Raw genomic sequence first — 23230 nt, 5'->3', positions numbered from 1 at the left:
GAATAGGCTTCCTCAAGGAAGCAATCAGGTCCGAAGAGAACTGAAAGCACGCCCCGACAGGAGTGAAATCATTGTTTTCGGGCCCCACTTCAGGCTCACCCGTAACGGCATGACGAACGCAGCCACCGAACACTTCCGACAGATCTTTGACCGCCGCACCCCCGAGCAACTGCGCACGCTGTCACATGTCAAGCGCTTCATGGAGAGGCTGGCCGGTGACTTGGATTTCCGCAAGGCGCTTTCGGAGAACGTTGATTTTCCTCGAGTGGTAACTGATCGCTACGGCATCGAAGTTGACCCAATGAAGATGCTGCCGCTCTGGCACCGGCGGCTACCTGAAACACCGCTTCAACCCGGAGTCCAAGCCGTGGCCCCTCGCGATGATGTGGGACGAGTTTCTCTGCGAGATGTTGCGGCACCGCGATCTCCTGCGCGAACAGGGCGGAATGTCGACGATTAACCCTCGCTTTCATGCATGGCGCGAGCGCCAAATCCGGCGCTGCAGCGATGAATTGGGCGGAACGGCAGGGTCGATCACGTACCCCATCATCGCTTTCGAGCTGAGCTATGGCTGCACCGTCGGTTGCTGGTTCTGCGGCCTCTCGGCCGATCGCTTCAAGGGCTACTACGAATATAGCGAAGAGCATGCAGCGCTTTGGCGCGGCGTGGTCGGTATCACGAGCGAGATGTTTGGTTCGGCGGCCTGTACTGGTTTCTGCTACTGGGCCACAGAGCCTATGGACAACCCACACTACGACCGCTTTCTATTCGACTACTATCAGATCACAGGCGCGATGCCGCAAACAACGACGGCGGCACCGCTCAAGGATCGCGCACTCACCACGCGCGTGCTCGAAGTGTTCAAGCGCCATCGCACCGTGACTAATCGTTTCTCCGTGCTAAGCACAAGACATCTAGACCAGATTCACATGGCGTTTTCGCCTGAGGAGCTGATCGGTGTCGAACTTGTCCTGCAGGGTAAGGAGGCGATGACGGCAAAGGCTTTTGCCGGGCGCGCGCGTGATCGCGGCGAGAAATTTAGGAGGGCCAAAAAAGATGATGCAATCGCCTTGCTGGAGAAAGATCACACGACGATCGCCTGTGTTTCCGGCTTTCTCGTAAATATGCTGCAGGGACGTATACAATTGGTGACGCCTGTGCCGGGTAGCAAACGCTGGCCCCTCGGCTACCGCATTTTGAGTGAACGCTTTTTCAGGACGCCTGACGAGTTCCGGGAGGGGCTGCAGAGCATGATTGACCAGCATATGCTCGAGAGTCCGGCTCCCGAACTGCCAATCCGCTTCCGGAGGGACCTGCAATTCAAGGCCAGCAACCGATCCTTTTGTCTCCGCTCACCTCATATGGAACACCGGATACTCGACGACGCCGCTGGGGCTTCCGTTGGACATCTAATCGCGTACGGCAACTGCACAGCCTCGGAGCTGGTAAGGCAGGTCACGACCGACGGAACAAGCGTGTTCGCAGTAGCTGACCTGCTCGATCAGTTATACGCGGCCGGGGTGATTGAGGAGGACTTAGACGACAGCTTCGCTTGGCAGACCAGCTGACCTGTCACCCGGCTTGCATCCGAGCGCTTAGAGTCTCGGATTTTTTTGCCAGCCCCGCGACTGACGCGCAGGTAAGTTGTGTCTGACCAAATCGCTCGTCTCTGCCGACACGACCCGCAACCGCGCGTCGAAGTCATTCAGATCACTGCGCTCCGGCCGTCGCGGCGCAGCTAGACGAGCGCTGATTCACTCGCACTAGTTTCAACTCATGCCTTCAAAATATGATGTAAAATTAATATCGCCGGCATATTGCGTGAAACTCGGCTGGATCGCCTTCGCCGGCTTTCTCTGGCTGTTGGCGTATCTTGCCTGATCCCAAGCTGTTTGCGGGCCCAATTGGCGGGGTCGCGTACCCGAAAATACGGTTGAGCCCGCAGCCCAGCGGGCTTTTGACCCTACTTGCGCGCACCTTCTGCTACAAGTACTCTAATGAAATCCGTCGTTTGAGAGGTTTTCGGCTGTGAACGGATGGCGGGCCCCGGCCGTACACAGGAGCCTCTCCAAGCAAGCACTGCGCCGATAACCTGCACCCAGATCTAACAGTAAGTTTACACGAGCGTCCGAAGCTGACACGCTCGACACCGATCCTGCCTGGAAGCCCCATGAACGATATTGCCCCAGATTTGGACTGGACGCCCTTCAACGAAGCGAATTCGATCGAGACCGTGGCAGCGTCGGTGAATTTCCGCGAGCCGCTGACCGAAGTCGCTTGGAAGAGAGCCGTCAGAGAGGCTGATGCCGTTTGCAGGGCCGCCGGCCTGACCGAAAAGCAAGTCCTTAACTCGGTCCAATTTATGGTGGGTCCTAATCAGGCTCCCCAGGCGCCTCCGGGCGCCCCAGCCGTCGAGGCGATGATCTTCCTACGCACAGCTGCCGTTTCGATGCCGGGAGCAGGGATGCAGAAGCGCCCTCTCGAAAGCTTGCAGGTGGGGCGGACCGGCCTGGTCTATCAGGCGATGCAGTATACGAGCTGGGCCGCGTTTGCCGAGCGGCTCGAGCAGTTGATCAAGCCGCCGCTGCGGAGCGCTCTGTATTCGATCAGCGTCGATAATCTGCGGCTTGAATACAAGGATAACTTTCGCTTCGCGGGGACGGGGAAACCAACAGCTCGCAAGATGCTCAATGCGGATTCCAAGCTTATTGTGCCGCATGCTTTTGACAATGAGAGGTTGTGGCATTCTCATACCGGCTTTTTCGAGGCCGCGCAAGGATGCAGGGAGCGTCTGGTGCAGGTCAATATTGACGCGAGCATGATGCATCTAGCACATCAGGTTACACCCGACACTTCCGTTCGAGTAATCTCGATCGGCACGGCTGTACAGAGCAACCTGCTCGAAGGTTCTTCTGAAGCGCTTGAAAATGAAGGCGAAACAGCTATATCTCAGTTGTCGACGTTCAGATCTATGCACGATCGTTGTATTGAGATTTTTAGGGAAATCGTAAGCGCCGATATAGCCATGCGCGTAGGACTTGATTCATGACCGGCATTTCGACGGCGGCCCCATTTTCAATCGATATTGACTCCCCCAGCAGCTCGCCTGCTTTTGCGAGGCGCAAACGTCTTGCTCCCTACGCTGTCGCGGGCTCGATGATTTTCTTGCTCGGGACGGCGCCGGTGGTGAGCGAGGCATCGCAAGCCCCTTCGGCTGTTCGCGGCCCGATTGCGACGCGGAATTCGGAAGTGCTCGATGAGCGGCTAAGGTATCAGACGCCGACAGGGTTCGATCGTGGTATCGCGCGGCTTCGTGACTTCCGTGGCTATAATGAGGATTGGGACGGCAACGGCGCAGCGGCGCCCAGCCAGACTGCTATTGATCGCGCGATTTCCTATGTGGCCGAGCTGGAACCTTGGCATCCCGCTCCCCTGACGACCCTAGGGCGAGACGGCAGTGCTATTCTCGAATTCGAAGAAGATGGCATGTTCAACTCGATCACATTCCTTCCCGATGATAATGTCGAACTCTACTCGAAGGCAGATGGCGAGCCATCGCAGTTCGTCAGTGGGCCGCCCAATTCGGCTGACGTAAACGCGTTTCTGACCACCGTGATGAATCTGCCCACCATCGTCTGATGCGTTGCGCGGAGTGTCGAAAATGGCTGGGCGGCACAGGGCGTAGGCTCGCCAGGGATTTGGAAGAGCACTGTCCGGCCTGCGAATGCGAACAGCATAGTGTAGGCGATGGTTCGCCGGGCATCGTCCAGAATGGCGAGACGCTCTATCGAATGTTCGTCGATCCTGTGGACGTCGATTCAGATGGAAGGCTCGCGCGGGCGGCCTTTTCCAAGGCTTATGAAGATGGGCTCAGCATTGTACGTGAACGCGCGAATGATGCGGAGGTCGAAGCTTTGGCGATTGATATTCTCTCAACAAAGCCAGGAAAGCCGACCAAAAAAGTCCTAGCGATTTTCAGATTTGTGTGCGTGTCGGTGCGGCAGGAGATGATTGTTTACAACAACGCGCGTGTTCGCGCGTTCTGCGTTTACGATCAGACAGTACCCCGCATTTTTGAGCAGGGTCTCGCGCCTGTTCCGACCCACGGCATCGTTTTGGCGCGACGAATGTACGTGCCACCCGTCACGGCTCGCCAATTCGAGCACGACTGCAACGTGACCCTTCATCGGCTCATTGCGGCCGAAAGGATCGAGGTCGTGGACTTCCGAGACGGTCTGATTCACCGACTCAATGAACGATCCGCAGCCGGCGAATTCGTCAGAGCGGCTTGATCTGTCCCCTCTCAAAACAAAGCCGAAAGTTCCATCCAGAGACTTCGCAGGACCGCCGCAACCTGACGAACCCCCCTCAAAACAGCCTCCCGCACCCGCTAGCACTCTCTCATAAACCTGATCACAGTGTTCATTTGCCGTAAGACTATGCCCGCACAAGCAGAGTTCTGTGCGTCAAGTTCAGCAAAATTGATCATGGGGTCCGGCCAAGCCATCCCCTCGGAGCCGCCGTCGCTCGCTCGCCCAAGCGCAGCGCTGGCAAGCGGCGGCGGCGGAGAGGGGTGGCGTCCATCCCTTTGGTGGGCCTGAGCATCGTCAGGCCGCCTGACGCAGCGTCTCCTTCTTGTGCTCCTTCAACAGGTCCATGTTCAGATACCGATTGGTCCTCGAGCCAGCCCTCGTGGCACTCGACCGTCAGCGCCCGCACCAGCCTTAGGCAGCTCTCGGCGTTGGGGAAGATTCGCACCACATAGGTGCGCCGCCGGATCTCCTCGTTGAGGCGCTCCAGCATTTTGGTCGACTTCATGTGCTTGCGGTGCCCCAGCGGCAGACGGAAGTAGGTCAAGGTCTCCTCGATGTTGTCCTCGACCCAGCCGGTGAGCTTGAGGTATTTGCGGCCCCATTTGGCAGGCCAGGCGGCCAGATCGCGCCGTACCTCGCCAAGATCGTGTCGGTCGTACATCCAGCGCAGCTCGAGCAGGCAATCGTCGTCGACCTTGCGTGCACATAGTCGAGCGCGTTGCGCAGGAAGTGCACATAACAGCGCTGCCAGAACACGCCGGCCAGCACTTCGGCGATCGCCTTCTTCAAGGCGGGATGATCGTCGGAGGCGACGAAATCGACGCCATGCAGGCCGCGGCCTTCAGGCCTTGCAAAAACTCGCTCCAGCTCGACCGGCTCTCCCGGTTGGCGAGCTCGACCGCGAGCACCTGGCGCCGGCCGTCCCAGTCGACCCCGATCGCGATCAGCACCGCCTGGCTGGCGATGACGCCGTCCTCGCGCACCCGCTCATAGCGGGCATCCAGGATCAGATAGGGAAACGGTTCCTTGAGCTTGCGCTCGCAGAACGCTTTCAGCGCCCATCCAGCCGCTTGTTGATCGCGCTGATCGCCGAGGCCGAGAAGGCATGGCCCACTAGTTCCTCCGTGACCTGCTTGACCTTCCGTGTCGAGACGACTTGCACGTACATCTCGGCCAGGGCCGCAACCAGCGCCTTTTCCCAACGCTGATAGCGCTCGAACAGCTCGGTCGAGAACCGCCCCTGCCGGTCCTGCGGCACCTTCAGCTCGATCATGCCAACCCGGGTGATCAGCGAGCGCGGACAATAGCCGGAGCGATAGCCAAGCCGTCCCTCGCTGCGCTCGCCTTTCTCCGCACCCAGCGTCTCCCTCATTTCGGCTTCGAGAATGTCCTGCACCGCACTTTGGATCAGCGGCTTCAAGAACTCCTTGTCCGACCTCAACAACTCTTTGACTGCGGAGACATCCGTCCTAATCTTCGTCACGGTCATGGCGGGTCCAAGCTCCTCTACGAGCGCTGATCTTCTCAATCACCGGACTTACCATGGGCGCTTCAGCCTCTCAGCTTTTGCAGAACCTTCCACACACTACCACAAGCAGTAGCGCTCGGGCACAGAAGCCTTTGCGAAAGGTTTGGCTTCGAACCATCCTCGAAGCCGCGGTGTTGACAATCCAGATTGTCTTCAACGCGTCCATCAGCGCTTCAATGGCGGGCAGACGCGCTTGGCGCCAGCTTTGGTCGATCTGGATTTTTAAACGTTCTGCGCGCTCACAGAGCTGGCGAGGGGTGCTTGATTGCGTTGAATTACGGCAATTCCCACCGCATGCCCCCAAGGTATTTGATCCCACCCGGCCGCACTCAGGACTTCCTCGATGTTCCACGCACAATCGGCTTGCTCCCCACCCCCTTCACCAAACCCCACATCGAACGGCGTTCAAACGACTTGAGAGCATTAGCGATGAGCTTCTTTGCTTCGACAGCGAACAGAGACCGTCGAGACATCCTGAACTTCACGAGCTCCGTTTCAGCGGATGCCGCGCGATCCAACGCCTCTGCGAGCTTTCTGTTCGATTCCGCCTTTATCTCTGCCGATGCGAGTCGCGCGTATGCAGATGCACTCAATGACCAAACCAATCCCGATTATTCCGCAGTTATGGCATACAGCTTCCTAAGCTCGTTCGATCGAGGCCAATTCCTGCTTAACAAAAATTTCAAGGACAGTTCCGGCAGAGATCGCAGGAGTGGCTCGGCCGGACCACGCTTCGGCCCGCTACTCGGCCGTCTCTGGGTAACCTCCAAATGCACCCGCGACCAGAGAATGCAGCACTGCAATTGGTGACTTCATGGCCTTCATCAATGCGGAAACGATTTCGACGAGTTTCGTTCTTGCCATTCCTCCATGCCGCGATGATCCGTCAACCGCTCGCCCTAGCCAAACAACTTCTGCACGATTCTTCAAGCCCGCACAACGGCGGTCTGGGGGCGGGCCTGTGAACTATGATAGATTGCCCAAACCAGACTTGGCAGCGGGGGAGACCGTGGAGATGGATGCAGGCAGTAAAGAGGATTCAAACGCTGAACGCAGCAGCCCTGTTGCGGTCGGAGACGATCTGCGTGACCACGTCATCGCCCTGCTTGAGGCGCGAGGAGTTAAGGTCGAACGAGAAATCCGGATCGGCGTAAAGCGCGTCGATGTCCTAGCGGTTTTCGAGGACGAACTTGAACGAAGGCGTATTGCGATCGAATGTAAAAACATCGATCGTAACCTAGGCCAACAGGACGTTGCCCTCGTCTACACCGAGTATGAAACTCTCCTTCCCAAGGACGTTGACGCCGTATGGCTGATTGCACGAAAAGATTTCACCCCGGACGCAAAGAATCTTGCAAAGGCGAAGATTGGCTTCCGTCTTTTTACGATCGATGAATTTGAAGAGCGCCAATTCGGCTTCAGCCGTTACGTCAGACAACTGATCGAAATATTTCGAGAACAAGACCTTGAAGCCTATTACGTAGAACAACGCGTGGCAGGCGATCAACCTCTTATCGAGAAGGTCCGCTCATGGATCGACAGTGACGACGGTAGGCCGCTCGCGATACTTGGTGGATACGGAATGGGAAAAACCTCATTCTGCAAGTATCTCATTCACCAACTCGGGACGGAGTATCTCAACGACGTCTCGAAGCGTGTGCCGATCTATGTGCGGCTCTCCGAGATTGCTAAAGAGCAGGAGTTAGAGGGCCTGCTTGGAAAGATGCTGGCCGCACGCTACCGTCTATCGAACTACTTCTTCGAAGACATCATGAACCTCAATCGTCGTGGCAAGTTCGTTTTCATCTTCGACGGCTTTGACGAAATGAAGCATGCGCTCTCCTGGGATTTGTTTAAATTCAACTTCGGTCAGATTAACCGCACCGTAGTAGAGAATTCCCGCGTCATCGTTGCTGGTCGGCCCAACGCGTTTCTTTCCGACCAAGAGCACAGTTGGGCACTGCGCGGCACTCGGATATCTGGCGAGCAAACGATTCGTATCCCTGGGAGCCCAGAATATATCGAGCTAGCTATCCAGCCATTTTCGAAGTCTGAAGCTCAATTGTTCCTGCGACGATATCTCACCAAGCACTTGAAGCGATCCGGCGAAAGCGTCGAGGGCGCGAATGCCGAATGGGTCGAATCTCGCGTTCGCGAATTTGAAGCCCTAACTCACCGAGACGACTTCAAGCGACCGGTGCACCTACGCATCTTCGCAGATATCGCCACCAATCGAAGCGTGGTTCTAAAGGACTTCAGCGTCTACGAGCTTTATGAAATCGCGACTCAACTCACCCTAGATCGCGAAATGGAGAAGCAAGAAAGGCTCCCCATAGACGGCGGCAAGCGGTCAAAATTCCTTCAAGATGTAGCGTGGTGGCTATGGGAAAAGGAAGGTGGCCGAGCCCTCAATTTCAACCCACGCGAGGTGCCAACCACGATAATCAGGCGTGTCGTCCCTGTGGAATATGAAACTTCTGATGAGGGCGTCTTAAGAGAGCTCTTTTCAGGCGCATTCATCGAACGAAAATTTGGAGACAATTTTTACTTTGCTCATCGGTCATTCTTAGAGTTCTTCGTGGCGAAGAGATTTGAAAACGCCGCACAAGCTGGCCTTACACTGGGCACGATAGACGCAACGATTAACAACGAAATTGTTGATTTCCTCAAGTCGGGAAAGCATTTCGCGAGGTTCGTTGAATTTGCTCTCGATCAGATGCGTCGGTACGCCGGCGAGTTGAAGTTGATGCTGTTGAATGTGGCGCACGATTTCATGATTTCGACGGGATATGACAAACGGCAATTGATGAATCAGCAGCACATTGATCTCCTCTTCAAATCACTGCCGTTGTACGATGCTGAGAACCAACGCGGTGCTCTCGCAACGCTAGATTCGCTGATCACGACCGATTTGCCGATGCGCGCCTCTGAAGGAGGAATGCATGAGCGGGGGATCAATGCGCTCTATTTTATAATCGACACCATTATGTTCAACCTTAACGCTCCGCAGTTTCGCGACGCCACGCTAGCAACTGTTCAGCACCTGATGTCGAGAGTCAGCTTTCCACACTTGCGAAGCGTCAAAAAGGGCGCGGGCCGGCTGAGAATCGCTGTTACAAGAGCAAATTTCTTTGAGTTTCTAATCGTAAATTGTTGTCGGGCAACAGCCGAAAATGGACCTGATGGATTGCCCCAACTCTTCGTTGATTTTGGGCGTATGCTGAACGAAATTTACGAGACTCATCGACCGAAGATAATGGTGGCCAATCGTACCTTCCCCATTGAAGGACGATTCACGCTCGAAATTGCAGCTAACACGTTCGATGTCACGGCGGCCGATTGGGCGCTCCTGGTCGAAGCCCTTCGCGAGCCCTAGTTGGCCAGAGGGTGCAACCGAAGAGGCAACGAAAACGCGATGAGCCCGACATTTAGCGACCCTGCGCTCACAGCGTTCCGGAAAATACTCCTTGACGATGTCCAGTTTAAAGAGCTGGCAAACTTCTTTGTTGAGTCAATGAAGTCGAAGGAATTGGCGGAGCCAGGTTGCGAGCAATTCAACGTCTCTCGACTGCAAGCGCTCCACATAAGACACAAACCGGTGTCGTTGAGATAAGCCCCCTCATTCGGCGCCGTGAGACGAAGGTCATAGGTCTCGCTTAATGTTGCTTCACGGCAACATTTCGCACTTTTCAAAGTTCGTTCCATCCGCGCGTGTTGCTCGCAGAGGGAGAATAGTATCTCATCGCAACCGGCAAGGTTGGGAATGTATTTTAAAGTTAGTTTGTCTTATTATTAGGAGCGTCCAGCAAATGTGGATCCGGCTGATTGCGGCTATTGTCGCGGCGGCGCTGCTGATTGGCTGCGCCATTCACCCCGTGCCCGAGGACGTAACCGGGCTCAGTACAGCCGACATCGTAAAGCAAATCCGATGCGAAACACGCGATGCTGCAAGGGATGTTATAATCAAATATCTCACGGATCTGGCTGTCCATGGCAATAGTGCGATCGCCGCCGATCTTGTCGCGCAATTTAATGAGAACCGCGACTCGATGGCTAGCTTCGACGCGCGTCGTTCATTTCCTGACGCCGCCCATGCTCAGATTCGCAATGTTTTCGAGGTCATCTACTCCGCCGGCGTCGGGTACACTTTCGATCTTACGATGACCGAAGATAACAATCTCGGCGCAACCGCCAACTTCGTCGGGCCATGGCTAAATAAATTTACGCTCGGCCTCACTGGGGACGGTAACCGGACGCGGCAAAACGAGCGAACATTTACGATAACCGACACGGTCGGTTTTCTGCTCCGGGAATTGAACACGCCAAAACCCAACGGAGATCAGTATTGCGACGGACACGTTGCCTTCAGCCCGAATTATATCTATCCGATCGCCGGCCGCGTAGGAATCTATAACACCGTATACACCTTCTTTGAACTGAGTTTCTTTGATGGTCTGGCAGCAAACAAAGCCGATCCAGGCGGTAGTGGCGCTCCGGTCATGGCTGACAAGCTTACTTTCACGACTATGATCGACCTCATCGCGATGCCGAAAGTGGTATTTGCTCCGGTCGGGAACGCGTTCCAGGTCGCGGATGCTTCGGCAACAGGGACCTTGAGGCGTACGGACGCTCACCAAGTCACCGTAGGCCTTGCCCTTGCTCCCAAAGGCAAGGGGTTGGCGGCTCTTTCGGCGCTCAAGGGTTTTGTCTTTTCCGGCGCGGCGCTTGGGGGAACGCGCGTCGCGATCGGCTCAAAGGCTAGAGGCGATCTTCTCGTGTTAAATCGCGTCACCGCCACGACCACGAGCTATGCCGAGCAGCTAGCCGTCTTGGCGATCGACCAACTGAAGAGCCGTGAATTGCAACTGATAACACGCGTCTCTCCATAAGCAAGACCGCCTCCAAGGACAGGCAAGGAGGTGGTTTGAATCTTCCGGCGAGAGGAAAGCCTGCCTTGAGGCCGGCGGGAACGCGGCGATCTTGCTAGAGTTGAAACCCGCCAGGAAATGGATCAGCAATGCAATTGAGGTGCCCGTCACAAATACCTGCCTCTCCCCTGCGTGTGATGCATCCCTGACCGGCAAACGAGCATCCGGGGCTTCGTTGCATCACAACGCGTTGGGCGGCAGCCACGTGGCCGCCTCGTACCGGTCGATATGAACCGCGCTGCTTTCCTGTGCGCCGAAATTGAACAACCATGTTGTCATCGATCGTAGGCATCAATCTCATAATCTCTCTCCTCTTTCCAGATACAGCTGCATCGGGCTGACAATCATCGGGAATTCGTGGGTCACATCGACGCGTACGAAGTACTCCTTTTCGGACGCAGTAGCGTTCCTGAACGTATAAATAGCTCTCATAATGCGGCCAATATCGGCGCCGAGCCGCGACGGTATCACGCGCATGCCCGATAGCTCGTATCCATCAATTTGGCTCGCCGGTGGCGTGTAGCGCGCCGCCAGGAAGTTATAGGCGCGATCTTGGTCTGATAGACCATGATTGTCGGCCACTTGCGAGAAAGAGGGCAATCCGTCTACGCTAAGCTGATTACGCTTCACTTGAAAAATCTGGTCCACCTGAACCGCGATTCCGTCCGGCGTCTGCGCCCCCGCGACACCGATTACAACGTCCAGGTCCTCGGCGTTGATCGAGGGGGCCTCAACCGGCGGCGCTTCCTTCGCGGCTTTCTTGCCTCCGCGGCGTTCGGGTTTGGTGTATTTAGGCCGCTCTAAGGCGTCGATCAGGTCGTCGAAGTAGCTCGGGTCGCTCGGATTGAGCACGAAGACAGGAAAATCCTCGATCGTCAGGCGCCAACGCAATTGCCGCGCGATATACCTGGTTAGCTTTGGGTCCTTCGACAAAACCGCATGCTGCCATTGTCGATCCTCGGTCGGTCTTTTGGTGAGGTCTCGATCGGGCGAGAACACCACGCCCAGATGGAGAGCCAGCGCTTGCATCTCCCGCTCGATGGCCGCGTTTGGATAGTCTGCCTCGATCGTGCCAATCGCGTAGACAAAGCCGCTGCGTCCAGGCTGGCCTCCATGACAGGTACAAGCTCCGCCTGGAGCCCCGCAGCCGCATCCCGCTGGTGTCACCGTCTGCGGTTTTACGATCAAGCCAGCCACCTGAGATAGAGCCGGTTGTTCACTTCCATAGGCCATTGTCGTCGCTCCCTGCAGGCTCGCATAATTTCTCACCTCGACAGCTCCGGTGGCGGCAAGTGCAGTCGGAACTATCCGATCGAGCGTCGCCGACACGATTTCGCGGGTCAACATGGGCGGCTTCGATCCGTTGCGCGGACTAAGGCCTGCCAGGACGGATCGTAGCGTGGCGCTATCAATATGCGGTCGCGCCGACCACACTTGCGCCAGAATGCCTGTTGCAACCGCGGTAGCGACGCTCGTCCCCGACATCACGGTAATGCCCCCGCCGCGAACATAGCCCGGCATTCGTCCAAGCGCGGCAACCCCGCGATTGGATATCTCGGGACCGAAATTGGATTCCGGCAGTAAGCTCTGCGACGCATCCAGAGCAACGATCGGTATGACGGCTGGGTGGGTCAAAAGCTGTCCAATGGCGAGACCGCCCTGGTTTCCGGCTGCCGCTAGCAAGAGAACCCCATTTGCTTCGGCAAAATCTAAGGCGGCCGCAAGCCGCCGGTTGATGCCGGACTCTGTACCGACGATCGCGAGGCTGAGATTGATAAGCCGAGCCCCTTTGTTAACAGCTACTGCAATCGCAGTCGCAAGTTCGTCAACGCTGGCGGATGGCGAATTCGCATCGACGAACAATGGATAATGCAGGAGCCGGCAGTTAGGGCACAAGCCGGGTATCAAGGTGTCTGGACGGGCGCCCAGTAGCCCCACGATGAATGTGCCGTGATCACACGCACTATTCGGACTACTGTCGCAGCTTCCGTCGGCGAGGCTGACAGGACTGTTCGCAAGTGCACCTGCCAATGCGGTCGCGTCGTATGGAGCATCAATAACAGCTATGGTGAGAGTTCGGTTTTCTTTACTGATCCCAGAGTTCATACCGATCTTTCAGGAGTCTTCGGGCGCCTCGGGAACACTCCAATCTTTCATTGCCCCGAATGCGGCCCAGTCCAGTAGCATCGGTCGCTCGCGCATTCTTGCAAGGGCGACTCTGCGCAATATCAGGTCGGCACGAGATCACAATTCCCTCAAGAGTAGTTTCGTTGTCGTCGTCGTGCAATACGATTTTGACGCGATCTGAACAAAAGGGGATGCCTCAGGTCAACCTTTACGTCTGACCTTGCCCCCAAGTTTTATCCAGTCCTGAGTTCGCCCCGGCTGTTGGATTTACCCGAATGGGCGGTGGTAGCGACGGGAGCTGATGCGGAGCCATCGGCGAAGCGCAGCGCCAGATCCCGTCGCGGATTGCAGGTGAAGGCGAACTCCGATGGTGTTTTCCATCCGAGTTGCGAGTGGGGTCGCGTATCGTTGTAGTCGACGCTCCAATGTCCGAGTTCGACCCGGGCCTGGGCCAGCGAAGTGAACAGCGTCTCACTTCATAGCCCCACAGCCTAGAGCAGCACCGGCGCCGGTTTTTTGCGTTTCTGCCCAGAGTCACGCTGAACAAGAGCGCGAGGCCCCTTTTTCAAGCCGCAAGACGTCGCTCTCGGAAGGACCATTCGATCCCAGCTTAGTCGCGGGCCATCTCGCGTCCTGTGCTGGCAAAGCGCGCATTCCTCCAACTGGCAACGGCGCGTTTCGTACTGAGCGCTTGCGATCACGCTTTGCCATCCGCCTCAACGGGAGTCACACGTCAGCCATCGAGTGCGCTGCGATTAGCAACTCGCGGCCATTCGGAGGAAAATCCTGCGATTGCTGCATAGAAGACATCGACAAACCTGGAACACTCCTGTAGGGAAGTGCGCAATATTACAAGCGCTACCTAAGAGCGTGACCGTAATTCAATCTTTTTCAGGCCCCCTAATGCTTGGGATGCTTTCAATGTGAGCTGGCGCGAATGCCTGCTACGCGAGCCTGATGTACTAGCTTGCCAGCAACCTCCATAAAGTGTGAGGAGATCACGCGATGATTGTGCGGGAGCAGCTGTTTACTTTGTTGCGCAACCTTCGATGGATAATTGTCCTATCGGTAGCTATCTCGGCATTGCTCTACCTGCCAGACCAGATTCAGGAGCTCTACCGGATAGCCGCCGACGACTTTGGTTGGGTGACCTTCAAAGAGTTCGCTGCCTTGGGCGTGATTGCCCTGGCTATTTGGGCAGGCGCGTTTCAGCTCACAACTGCATCCCTGCCACAAGTCCCCAAGCCTTCGGGGCGCCTGGCTTTCTATCTAAAGCTTGCTCCCGTGTTGCTTGGAGCACTGCCAATCATCGCCGCCACAGCAGGTCAATTCGCCTCGCGGCCGGCGCGAAAGCTTGGCGAGGTCGAGGAAGTCGGAAGTATCTTCCGCATTCAGGATCAGGCGCTCGCGTTTGAGCGAAACATGCTGTTCATCCTCGCACTTGCCTTGCTGATCATGCTCGTCTGTTTCGTGGCATTGACTTGGCGAATAGGATCAAGAGATCGCTCGATCAATCTCGCGAGCCGTGCCAACAACGCTTACTTCATCCGTTACAGGTTTCTCGCGCTCTCGATCGGCGGCATCGTGCTGTTGACGGCAGCATTCCTCATACTTCCGGATAGGCTCGCACAATTTCTCGGTTCGTTCGGCGTGATCGCCCTTTTTGCGGTTTGTGTCATCGGTCTGACGGTCCATTTCGCTCTCTTAACAATCAGATTTACGTTTCCGTTCATTCCGATTGTCTTTGGCAGCTTGTTTCTATTTGCCTCTTTGTTGGGAGGTGACGACCACGAACTGCGCACTGTCTCTGAAGCAAACGGCCAGCCGGAGAAGGCGCGCATGTCCGCAGCCGCCGCGTTCCGCGAGTGGCTTTTACAAAAGCCCCGGGTGGAGGAAGCCAAGAGGCTCGGCGAATACCCTGTCTTCATTGTGGCGGCTCAAGGCGGAGGGATCTATGCCGCCAATAATGCGGCGCGGTTTCTTGCACGGATGCAGGATCTCTGTCCGGCATTTCGCCAACATCTGTTTGCGATAAGCGGTGTATCCGGGGGTAGCGTCGGTTCGGCAATCTTCGCCGCTGCGCTCCACGCCGAAAACTTGTCCCTTGATACGAATGCCGTCGACGCCAAGACATGCCCAAAAATCGCTGATTTCCTGGCGGGTGTTGGGCGGGTGCAAGATCTTGATGCTCCTGGTCCGGTCGAGCAGCGCGTTGCAAGCGTCTTGGCAACCGATTTTCTGTCGCCGTTGGTTGCCGGCTTTCTGTTTACTGACTTCACTCAGATGTTTTCACCGTTCGCGATCCCTGCTTTCGATCGCGCGCGCTTTCTCGAATACACTTTGGAGAACGCTGGTGACAGAATCTTTGGCAGCAACAAGGGCGGCGGCAATCAATCCAATCTGCTAAGGGCTGATTTTCAGTCCCATTGGGCGCCCGGTAACAACATGCCGGCGCTGTTGTTCAACACGACTGATGCGGGCAGCGGCAAACGGGCTGTCATCTCTCCCTTTGATTTCGATACGCTGCACCCCAAAGACACGGACCTGTGTGTTCTTGCAGCACTTGAACGGGCGGGCACTGGGACGGACCAAACGGTCAAGAGCCACTCGCTGCGTATTCCGCTCAGCACAGCCGCTTTCACAAGCGCACGTTTCCCGTGGGTGACGCCGGCGGCGACCATCTCAGTCAAAAATGACTGCATAACCTCTCATCCGCAGGCGCGCCTGGTGGACGGCGGATACGTGGAGAACTCTGGTATTGAGACCGCGCTCGACCTGATCGAGAAGCTTAACGCTATCAAGGGTACCTCCGATGCGCCGAAATTCAGGATTTACCTGCTGTCCCTCGTCAGTGGCCAGTTCGGTGACCATGGTTCATTCATGTTCGGTGAGCTCATGGAGCCGGTACGCGCGCTCCTGAGCACGCGAACTTCCCGAACCTATGTCGCCCTCAATCACGCAACCAGCATCGACCGTCGGCCTGACGCCGAAGTGACGCCAAGTGTTCAGCGCTTTCCAACGTTCGGCCGGACGGACATCACAGGCTTGTTTTATAGCCTTCCACTCGGCTGGACGTTGTCCCAGAAAACCGAGGATATCATCTCATTGAGCAGTGGCCGCTTTTGGGACTGCGTGCCGAAGGACGACTTCGATCAGTCCCGCGAACGGCAGAGCAATGCAGATTGCCTGCAGGTGAAGTTGTTCCATCTTCTGAATGGATCGGTCGCGACCGCATTCGAAACGCTGAAGGATGCCAAGCTTGCGAAGGCTGCCTACGCCGACGAGCTAGCGAAGGAATATCAACCAACCCCAAAGATCAAGCCGCAGCCATTACTTGCGTGTTATGAGAGCAATTGGTTGCAACAGCGCGGTTATGATGAATATCGGCAAAAAGTCGCCGACTACGAGCATCAGCTGAGCAAATCGAGCAAAGATCATTCGCCGGCCCCTCCACCCGTTCCTCCATATCGCAAGAGCTATATGGCCTACTATCAGTCCGAGCAGGTCAAAGCCTTGTTGCAGGAATGGGATCGCGTCGACGAAACGGATCCGCGTATCCTCGCCTATATTTTGGGATCCGTCTCTTACGACAGCGCCGATTTTACTCGCAGCAGCGAGAACTTTTCTTATAGCGCGGTTTCTCAACTCCCGCAGAAATGGCGCGATCGCATTGACGTCAATAACGCAAGACTTCTGGCCGCAAACAAGCCCCTGGTCGACGTGAATGCTTTGCTCAATCGTCCCAAGGAACTTGCCGATTTCGTGCTCGGTTACGAGGGCAACGACTTCGGCAACCAGCCCGGGACGGATGACGGCTGGCTGTTTCGACCGCGGGGAATGTATCAGTTGATCGGACGTGAGCAGTATCAGGAAGCCCAGAACCAAATCCAGCAATTGGGCGAGCTACAAGGACTTGATCTGCTAACGCTGCCCGACGCGCTATGGGATGCAAAGATCTCGGCTAAGGTTACGTTCGCTCACTTCCGGTTCCACCGATATAAGGACGACCGGTTATCCCCGCCGAACAACCGCCAAACGCTCTTCGAATTGCTCAAGGATCGTGCGAACGACTGGACAACCGTGCGCGCGCTGCAAACGGATATGGCGCATCCAGCCGACCACGCGCGGGTTAATGCACGCAGTGAGATGTTCCTCGCCTGTATCGAGGAGGCCTTGCATCCGACGAAACTGAAGACTTTGCAAAGCCAATTCTACGGTGAGGAATGAAGGGTTTGATCCGGTCGCGCACCTGCCTTGGCAAGGCGCGTAGCGCGGGATTGCTCGACAGCTGATGTTTAAACTTTTGGTCTTACGGGGGATTTCCAATGATCGCGAGGGGTCAAATCAATAGATCTCTGTTTCCGCGGCGGCTTGCAAGCTTGTTAGCGGCAGGGGTGATGTTCGCCGCAGTTTTGGAGGTAGGACCGGCTCCGGCGCAAGCGGCCTCAAAGCCGCTCGCGCCCAATGACGTGTCGATTCTCTTTCCTCCGCCGAAGTCATCGGCCGACCTCCCCAATCTGATCGCCGTGTCCGATCTTGCGGGACCTTCGGGATCGCCGCAGCGGCTGTTTTCCGACGCCGATTTCGCGCGCTTTATCGCCAACGCCGAAAATCCGGAGCATCCGGGCGTTCCGGATTCGGGTGCACGGCACATTCAGTTTCCCGACGCCGTCAAAAAGATCGAGGCCTGGTTTGTGGCTGGCATCCGGATCGATCCGGGCGCGCCGGGATTGTCGCCGGAGATCATAGCGCAGTTTGGCCGACAACCACAAATCCGGCTCATTATTCAGCCGGTGACCAATGGGCCGGAGGGCTTCAAGGTCCATGACACTGCAGGCCACCTTATCTTCAGCTTCACCCTCGACCCGGACCCAGCTCTGGACGGCTGTGGGCCGTTCCCTCGCTTCAAACCGGACGACGAAGCGTTCAAGGCGATCGTTCGTGACGTCGCGACCTTGCGCGATCAGCTTGCGGCCGGACAGTTTAGCAATTTCAGAGTCTCGACTGCAGGTGATCTGAATGTGCATCCGGGTCTTGTGGGGGCATCGGCAAAGGCGTTTCGCGATGCACTCAAGGCACTGATTGAGAAGCATCTCTCACCCCAGCGCCTCAACACCATGGCGGTGATGGGCATCGTACCGCCTGAACCTTGGATTTTCGTGTCGATGTTGAGGGTCCCGCGAGCAGGCCTCATCCCAGTCCCCGGCCCAACGCTTGATGGCATGCACGTGGCACAGATGTTTAGCGCTATCGGCGGAAAGCACGTGGTCCCGCAACCGGGTACGAACAATCAGAATCCGATCACCTGTCGACACGCGGCATTGCAAAATCCGCCCCTGCCACAAGCTGATCGTAAGGGTGTTTCGACCTCCGCGTTCATCGATGGTAACGTGCCCAACAGCGGCATCATCGAGATCGTCAATACCATTGCTGATACGAAAAAGAGCCACTTCTTCAATACCGATTGCGTGAGCTGTCACACCGAGACGGCACAGCCACTCGCCAGGAGAATTCCAAATTTCGCAATCCCTGGCGTGAACCGGGCGGTCTGGCCGAAAGAAGATTGGAATCTGCGCAACTTCGGTTGGTTCCCATCCTTTTTGCACGGCGGCCCGGCAGCGGCGACCATAACCAGGCGCGCGGCAGCTGAGACGGCCGACGTCGTCGCCTTCATCAATAGCCAATTGCTCAACAAGTAACAGGGGCCGTCGCCGTTTCCGGTAGCCTGCCGGCCGGCTAGACGCACGAAAGATGGATGGAGTCCTGCTATGGGGAGACCTTCTTTTGGCTCTCGTCTTTTTTCCTGGCAGATGCGCTGGCCTCATATCACCGGCCTGTTTTTAGCAATCGTCGTTGTCGTGATCGTGGCCGCCGGCGTAGTGTATTTCGCCCCGCAGAAGGTTCGCGACGCAGCGCTAAAGATCAAAAACGATGCTAATCTGGTCGCTCAATTGTTACCTGCGACCCTGCCTGAGCCATCAAAAATCGAAAGCGCTTATTGGCTCCCGCAAAATTGGAGCTCCCGCCAGCGTTATTGGTTTCACCACACATCGCAGGGCACAGCGACAATCCCTGTCCCTTATCAGTGGTTTTTGGCCCTGGAACGCCCGGAGCTATCCTTCTCTTACATGAGCTTAACGGACGAGAACTACCTGCGCCGCCTCGGCTTCATTCCGAGCCCCAGCTCAACGGACTTCGCCGCTAATGCCCCCGCATACGGTTATCACGATGATGCGCCGAATGGGAATACAGCCGCGCCCGGTTGGACTCCAAGCGCGCCCGAGAACCCAAATGCTCTCCCCGTCGGCTTTGCCATCCTCAAGGGCGGTGTCGATCCGACGACCGGCGCCCCGTATGAAGATCAGATAGGTCTGACCTGTGCCGCCTGTCATACGGGTCATCTCGAATACAAGAACGTCAGCATACGGTTCGACGGCGGGCCGGCGATGGTCAATCTGGGCGAGGTAGAAAGAGCCATTGGGCTGTCGATTGGCTACACGCTGATCTTGCCATGGCGATTCGAGCGTTTCGCCAGCAAGCTGGAGCAGATCAAAGGGCAGAGCGTCGATCGGAAGCAGCTGCGAAGCGATCTTGAGCGAGCACTTCAGAAGATTAAGTTCCAAAAGGCAGAGACCGACCGCCTTTTGACGGGACTGGGAGTGTCCGATCTCGATGAAGGGTTCGGTCGACTTGATGCGCTGAACCGGATCGGGAACCAGGTTTTCTATAGCAATCTACTCGATCCCGTAACCGGCGAGCTCTCCGAGCCACTGCTCAAGGGCAACTTTGCGCGCCATGATGCGCCCGTGAGCTTTCCGCCGATCTGGGACACGCCTTATTTCCTTTGGGCTCAGTATGACGCTTCTGTTCTCAACGAGCTCGTTCGCAATGCAGGTGAAGCGCTGGGTGTCAGCGCGAAAATCAATATGACCGCGGCCGCGCCCGGAAGGCCGCTTTTTGCCTCATCCATACATCTATCCGACATCGCGAGGTTCGAAGATCTTCTGCGCGGCACGGATCCGTTTTCGTCCGAAGATGCAGGCGGCAGAAACTTCACCGGGCTCGTAGCACCGCGATGGAAGGACGCGCAGGAGAAATTTCGCGGTGACCCGGCCTGGGCGATCGATGAAAAGCTCGTTGAACAAGGTCGCGATCTTTATCGTGCTCACTGCTTTGAATGCCACCGAGGCCCGGTAAAAGATGCTGCCTTCGACAAAAAATGGCCGGAAGACTCGTTCTGGCGCACAGAGAACCCGGATCGCTCGGCCAAAGACGAGAAGAATTGGGTAGAGATCGGCGGTCGGCATTATTTTAATGTCGTCCAGATGCCGGTCTCTGCGATCGGCACCGACCGCCAACAATCTAACGTCCTCACGACGCGACGCGTTCACCTACCCGAGCAACTCGGATTGAATCCTGCAGACGACCTCAACAAAGCCGGAGGTTGCGGCCTACTGGCCGATAAAGGCGCAGATCCTCTGTTTGTACTCGCCCTGATGGACGTGGTGGGCAAAACGATCGACCAATGGGTCATTGCGAACGGAACTTCTGAAGAAATCAAGCGGCAAATGTGGGGGCCGAGAAAGAACTGCCAAAACCAGCGAGTCTATGTCGAGGCGCGTGCAAGCCGCAACGGCAAGAACGAAATAGTTCTCGCCCTTGAGCCTCAGTACCGGGCGCGCCCGTTGGACGGTGTTTGGGCAACAGCTCCTTATCTGCACAATGGGTCCGTTCCGACACTGAGAGACATGTTGGTGCCGCAAGACAAACGGCCGAAGTCGTTTTGCGTCGGCAGCCGTGCGTTCGACCCGGTCAAGGTCGGACTTGTTACGAAAGCAAAGGCGATCGAGAGCTGTGCGGCCGGCCTTACAAACTTTGATGTGTCGCTGCTTGGCAACAGCAACCGCGGACATTCGTTCGAGGGCAAGGAGACCGACTTAACGAAGCTGCCCCCTGGCGTCATCGGACCAGAATTGACCGGAGCCGAGCGCCGAGCGCTTGTTGAGTATCTCAAGACTTTATGAGCGATGCGTAGTCCTTCGACCTGTGTGTCGGCGCCGCGACCTTCGACATTCCGCCCGGGTCGCCCGCGCGCCGTTAGTGCGCGTGCCATTTGCCAGCCTCATTCATTCTGCGCAGATGGTAATGGCTTCGCGCCCGGGGCCGCGATTTTCAGCTGACTTTAAGGGCCTCTTCATTTGGCAATTTGGCCGGGCGGCGAGAAAACGTCGCCCTCGGTGGCGGCGACACGAAAGAGCCGCGTCCAGAGGACGGCTAGAGCCATAGCGGATCATCTTCCGATCCGCCCCAATGAACAAGCAGTTCCGCCGTTCCCACAGGCCCGTCAGCTCCTGCAGATGCGCGACCTTAGCGCGGTTGGGACGGGCCTCCTGCTCCCTTGTCGCGGCTCATGATCAAACTTACGCGGCAGCCGATGTGTACCCCCTCCTCGGTAGCATATCGTCGAGTGCCTGATCGACATCATTGCAGATGACCGTTTTGCCGCCATTGCGCGCGATGGACGATTGCGCGATGCGCCGCACGAACTCCTTGATAGAGGCGGCGCTGAGGCCCTCGCTCTGTCGCACGGCTTCATTGACAACGGCTCAGTGAGTGGCAGGTGTTTGCCATAGAGCCGCACCAGCTTGTCGCGGCCACCGGCATCAGGTAACGGCACCTCGATGACCTGGTCAATCCGGCCAGGTCGCGCCGCGAGCGCGTCCTCAAGCTCTTCCAGTCGGTAGGTGGTAAGTAAGAACAGGATGTCGGCGTCCTCCTTCAGCCCATCCATCTCATTGAGCAGATTGTTGAGCATCAATTCTTCGCGCGCGTCTCGCATCTCAATGCGGTCGCGCGCGATAAGATCGACGTCCTCGATCACCACTAATGCCGGCTGCAACAGCCGGGCGAGATTCATATTCACACCGAGCGCACCGACCTCCCCGGCTGCCGTTATTAAGGTGGTCTGATCAGCCAGGTTAGTTGCGAGGTATCGGATCGTGTGGGTCTTGCCGGTGCCGGGCGGGCCATAAAGCAAGATGCCCTTGCGTGTCGATTGGCCGAGCCGGCGCAGCGCATCTCGCATTCCGACAAAGCTCAATACATTTCTATCGAGCAGTTTAAGCACCTTTTCGGGCAGGATCACGTCCGCACCGTCTACCCGGGGCCAACGATGCACCGTAAGGCCGCGCGAACGGCCGCTGTAGTACGGATCGCTCTCGAGGGACAGGATCTTACCACGGTACGATCCGGCGGATTGTACCGCTCTCTCCCGTTCAACGAAACAGTCATGGGCGAAAGACTCGCCGGCCCCGCCGGCGGGCACCGCGATGTCAATGTGCATCATCTCCTCTGGGTCTGTCCGCATTGTTGCACTGGCTGGCGGTAGTAGAACAGCACGACAGCGTAACGAAACTCGTTCGTCTCGGATAGCCAAAGCCCATTGTGCAAGCATTTGACTGGCGTACCCTCGCCGATGTCGATATGGTAATATTGTGGCGACGCCAGCAAGACGCGATAGTCTCCGGCACGCCGGAGGTGCGCGAATGACAGCTTCTCCATAGCCCATTGCTGGTGCAGGCCAAAGAAGCGGACCGGCGAAGCGAATAGCTTGTCGATTGCGATCTGGATGTCCGCGCGCATGTGGCCGGCAAATTGCCGCACCATAGTCACGAGCCTGATCGGCGGGATATCGGCGAAATGCCAGGCAACCGTGTCACGGGCCCATTCGAACTGGATTTCGGACGGATCTCGCGCCTCTGTTTCACCAGCAGGCTCGGAGGTGATTTGCAGCGTATGTCCTTCAGCTCGGATTCGTTCCTGCGCCGCATCGAAGAGCGCCTTTGCAACTGACGGTGGGAAGGGGCCTCACGCGACCTTGTCCTGCCGTTCGATCAACATGGAAAGGGCGTAGGCATCGCGCTGATGTCTGCCGAACACCTTTCGGAATAGATCCACCACGAAACCCGCGGTGTCTTGCCGCCATCTTGAAAAACCGGCAGTACTTGATGATCCATTTGAAGTTCCTAGTATGAGTGAAACGGTTTGTCATTGGTCTTACTTCGCCTGATGCGCTCCATTCGTCGCACGGTTGTTAAGGGAACTTGCGCTTTGCCTTCCAGGCGCCATTTGGCCGCATGGACTGCCGGAGAACTCATTGGCGGCTCACGGTGCGCCCATCAAGGCCGGCGTCGATTGGGCCGAATGGCGCAATCGACGCAGATAGCCGAGTAAGGACACGCAGGCCCCAGCTGACCAGACGCACAATTGCGCGTCATGCTTGGGCTTTGTCAGTATCCTCACAGTTGTGCTCTCTCCTACAGTCCATACGCGCC

Annotated in this window: 14 protein-coding genes and 2 pseudogenes; 11 read left to right on the top strand and 5 right to left on the bottom strand. The window is 56.8% G+C overall.

What is annotated here, in order from left to right; all coding sequences use genetic code 11:
* The first annotated feature begins 109 nt into the window (after positions 1 to 109).
* The 5 genes from ACVW16_RS24030 to ACVW16_RS24010 all read left to right on the top strand — a co-directional run bounded on the left by ACVW16_RS24030 (position 110) and on the right by ACVW16_RS24010 (position 4292).
* A complete protein-coding gene (locus ACVW16_RS24030) occupies positions 110 to 460 on the top strand; it encodes a hypothetical protein (protein ID WP_456802637.1) in 351 nt (116 codons plus the stop codon).
* Entirely contained in the window at positions 381 to 1568 is a 1188-nt protein-coding gene (locus ACVW16_RS24025; RefSeq protein ID WP_456802436.1) for a radical SAM family RiPP maturation amino acid epimerase, read from the top strand. Before ACVW16_RS24030 ends, ACVW16_RS24025 begins: the two co-directional genes overlap by 80 nt.
* Positions 1569 to 2170: 602 nt before the next feature.
* Positions 2171 to 3049, top strand: coding sequence for a hypothetical protein (locus tag ACVW16_RS24020; RefSeq protein WP_456701560.1), 879 nt, complete (start codon positions 2171 to 2173; stop codon positions 3047 to 3049).
* Entirely contained in the window at positions 3046 to 3639 is a 594-nt protein-coding gene (locus tag ACVW16_RS24015) for a hypothetical protein (RefSeq protein WP_456701559.1), read from the top strand. Before ACVW16_RS24020 ends, ACVW16_RS24015 begins: the two co-directional genes overlap by 4 nt.
* Before the next feature lie 152 nt (positions 3640 to 3791).
* The gene (locus ACVW16_RS24010; RefSeq protein ID WP_456701558.1) at positions 3792 to 4292 is read left to right on the top strand and encodes a hypothetical protein; all 501 of its coding nucleotides are present in this window, start codon (positions 3792 to 3794) and stop codon (positions 4290 to 4292) included.
* A 315-nt stretch (positions 4293 to 4607) separates the two neighbouring features.
* On the opposite strand, the pseudogene ACVW16_RS24005 reads toward ACVW16_RS24010, so the two are convergent.
* Positions 4608 to 5802 (bottom strand): annotated as a pseudogene (locus tag ACVW16_RS24005) (IS256 family transposase).
* 300 nt (positions 5803 to 6102) lie between these two features.
* Between ACVW16_RS24005 and ACVW16_RS24000 the strand changes: the two are divergent.
* From ACVW16_RS24000 to ACVW16_RS23990, 3 genes are all read left to right on the top strand, one after another.
* Positions 6103 to 6651, top strand: coding sequence for a hypothetical protein (locus ACVW16_RS24000; RefSeq protein ID WP_456701557.1), 549 nt, complete (start codon positions 6103 to 6105; stop codon positions 6649 to 6651).
* Positions 6652 to 6655: 4 nt separating this feature from the next.
* Positions 6656 to 9217, top strand: a complete 2562-nt coding sequence (locus ACVW16_RS23995; protein WP_456701556.1) for an NACHT domain-containing protein — start codon at positions 6656 to 6658, stop codon at positions 9215 to 9217.
* Between the two features lie 433 nt (positions 9218 to 9650).
* Complete coding sequence (locus ACVW16_RS23990) at positions 9651 to 10730, top strand: hypothetical protein (RefSeq protein WP_456701555.1); 1080 nt, start codon at positions 9651 to 9653, stop codon at positions 10728 to 10730.
* Between the two features lie 336 nt (positions 10731 to 11066).
* On the opposite strand, the gene ACVW16_RS23985 is transcribed toward ACVW16_RS23990, so the two are convergent.
* A complete protein-coding gene (locus ACVW16_RS23985) occupies positions 11067 to 12875 on the bottom strand; it encodes a S8 family serine peptidase (RefSeq protein ID WP_456701554.1) in 1809 nt (602 codons plus the stop codon).
* Positions 12876 to 13129: 254 nt separating this feature from the next.
* Positions 13130 to 13372, bottom strand: a pseudogene (locus ACVW16_RS23980) (integrase core domain-containing protein); the annotation flags it as partial.
* 529 nt (positions 13373 to 13901) lie between these two features.
* Between ACVW16_RS23980 and ACVW16_RS23975 the strand changes: the two are divergent.
* The 3 genes from ACVW16_RS23975 to ACVW16_RS23965 all read left to right on the top strand — a co-directional run bounded on the left by ACVW16_RS23975 (position 13902) and on the right by ACVW16_RS23965 (position 20920).
* Positions 13902 to 17123: a hypothetical protein gene (locus ACVW16_RS23975; RefSeq protein ID WP_456701553.1), complete on the top strand. Its 3222-nt coding sequence runs from the start codon at positions 13902 to 13904 to the stop codon at positions 17121 to 17123.
* A 170-nt stretch (positions 17124 to 17293) separates the two neighbouring features.
* Positions 17294 to 18595, top strand: coding sequence for a hypothetical protein (locus ACVW16_RS23970; RefSeq protein WP_456701552.1), 1302 nt, complete (start codon positions 17294 to 17296; stop codon positions 18593 to 18595).
* Between the two features lie 69 nt (positions 18596 to 18664).
* Positions 18665 to 20920: a di-heme-cytochrome C peroxidase gene (locus ACVW16_RS23965; protein WP_456701551.1), complete on the top strand. Its 2256-nt coding sequence runs from the start codon at positions 18665 to 18667 to the stop codon at positions 20918 to 20920.
* A gap of 320 nt (positions 20921 to 21240) precedes the next feature.
* On the opposite strand, the gene ACVW16_RS23960 is transcribed toward ACVW16_RS23965, so the two are convergent.
* Together ACVW16_RS23960 and ACVW16_RS23955 are read right to left on the bottom strand one after the other, a co-directional pair.
* Positions 21241 to 22239, bottom strand: a complete 999-nt coding sequence (locus tag ACVW16_RS23960) for an AAA family ATPase (RefSeq protein WP_456701550.1) — start codon at positions 22237 to 22239, stop codon at positions 21241 to 21243.
* Positions 22239 to 22562, bottom strand: coding sequence for a hypothetical protein (locus tag ACVW16_RS23955; protein WP_456701549.1), 324 nt, complete (start codon positions 22560 to 22562; stop codon positions 22239 to 22241). Before ACVW16_RS23955 ends, ACVW16_RS23960 begins: the two co-directional genes overlap by 1 nt.
* Between the last annotated feature and the right edge of the window lie 668 nt (positions 22563 to 23230).

This window comes from Bradyrhizobium sp. USDA 4474 (assembly GCF_054057515.1).
Note: the sequence above shows the minus strand (reverse complement) of the source record. Positions and strands in the feature narration are given on the sequence as shown.

Excerpts from the sequence above, each read along its gene's own strand:
- ACVW16_RS24030 (WP_456802637.1), top strand. The coding sequence starts at position 110 with ATGACGAACGCAGCCACCGAACACTTCCGACAGATCTTTGACCGCCGC.
- ACVW16_RS24025 (WP_456802436.1), top strand. The coding sequence starts at position 381 with ATGATGTGGGACGAGTTTCTCTGCGAGATGTTGCGGCACCGCGATCTC.
- ACVW16_RS24020 (WP_456701560.1), top strand. The coding sequence starts at position 2,171 with ATGAACGATATTGCCCCAGATTTGGACTGGACGCCCTTCAACGAAGCG.
- ACVW16_RS24015 (WP_456701559.1), top strand. The coding sequence starts at position 3,046 with ATGACCGGCATTTCGACGGCGGCCCCATTTTCAATCGATATTGACTCC.
- ACVW16_RS24010 (WP_456701558.1), top strand. The coding sequence starts at position 3,792 with ATGTTCGTCGATCCTGTGGACGTCGATTCAGATGGAAGGCTCGCGCGG.
- ACVW16_RS23995 (WP_456701556.1), top strand. The coding sequence starts at position 6,656 with ATGGCCTTCATCAATGCGGAAACGATTTCGACGAGTTTCGTTCTTGCC.
- ACVW16_RS23990 (WP_456701555.1), top strand. The coding sequence starts at position 9,651 with ATGTGGATCCGGCTGATTGCGGCTATTGTCGCGGCGGCGCTGCTGATT.
- ACVW16_RS23985 (WP_456701554.1), bottom strand. The coding sequence starts at position 12,875 with ATGAACTCTGGGATCAGTAAAGAAAACCGAACTCTCACCATAGCTGTT.
- ACVW16_RS23975 (WP_456701553.1), top strand. The coding sequence starts at position 13,902 with ATGATTGTGCGGGAGCAGCTGTTTACTTTGTTGCGCAACCTTCGATGG.
- ACVW16_RS23970 (WP_456701552.1), top strand. The coding sequence starts at position 17,294 with ATGTTCGCCGCAGTTTTGGAGGTAGGACCGGCTCCGGCGCAAGCGGCC.
- ACVW16_RS23965 (WP_456701551.1), top strand. The coding sequence starts at position 18,665 with ATGGGGAGACCTTCTTTTGGCTCTCGTCTTTTTTCCTGGCAGATGCGC.
- ACVW16_RS23960 (WP_456701550.1), bottom strand. The coding sequence starts at position 22,239 with ATGCACATTGACATCGCGGTGCCCGCCGGCGGGGCCGGCGAGTCTTTC.
- ACVW16_RS23955 (WP_456701549.1), bottom strand. The coding sequence starts at position 22,562 with ATGGTGCGGCAATTTGCCGGCCACATGCGCGCGGACATCCAGATCGCA.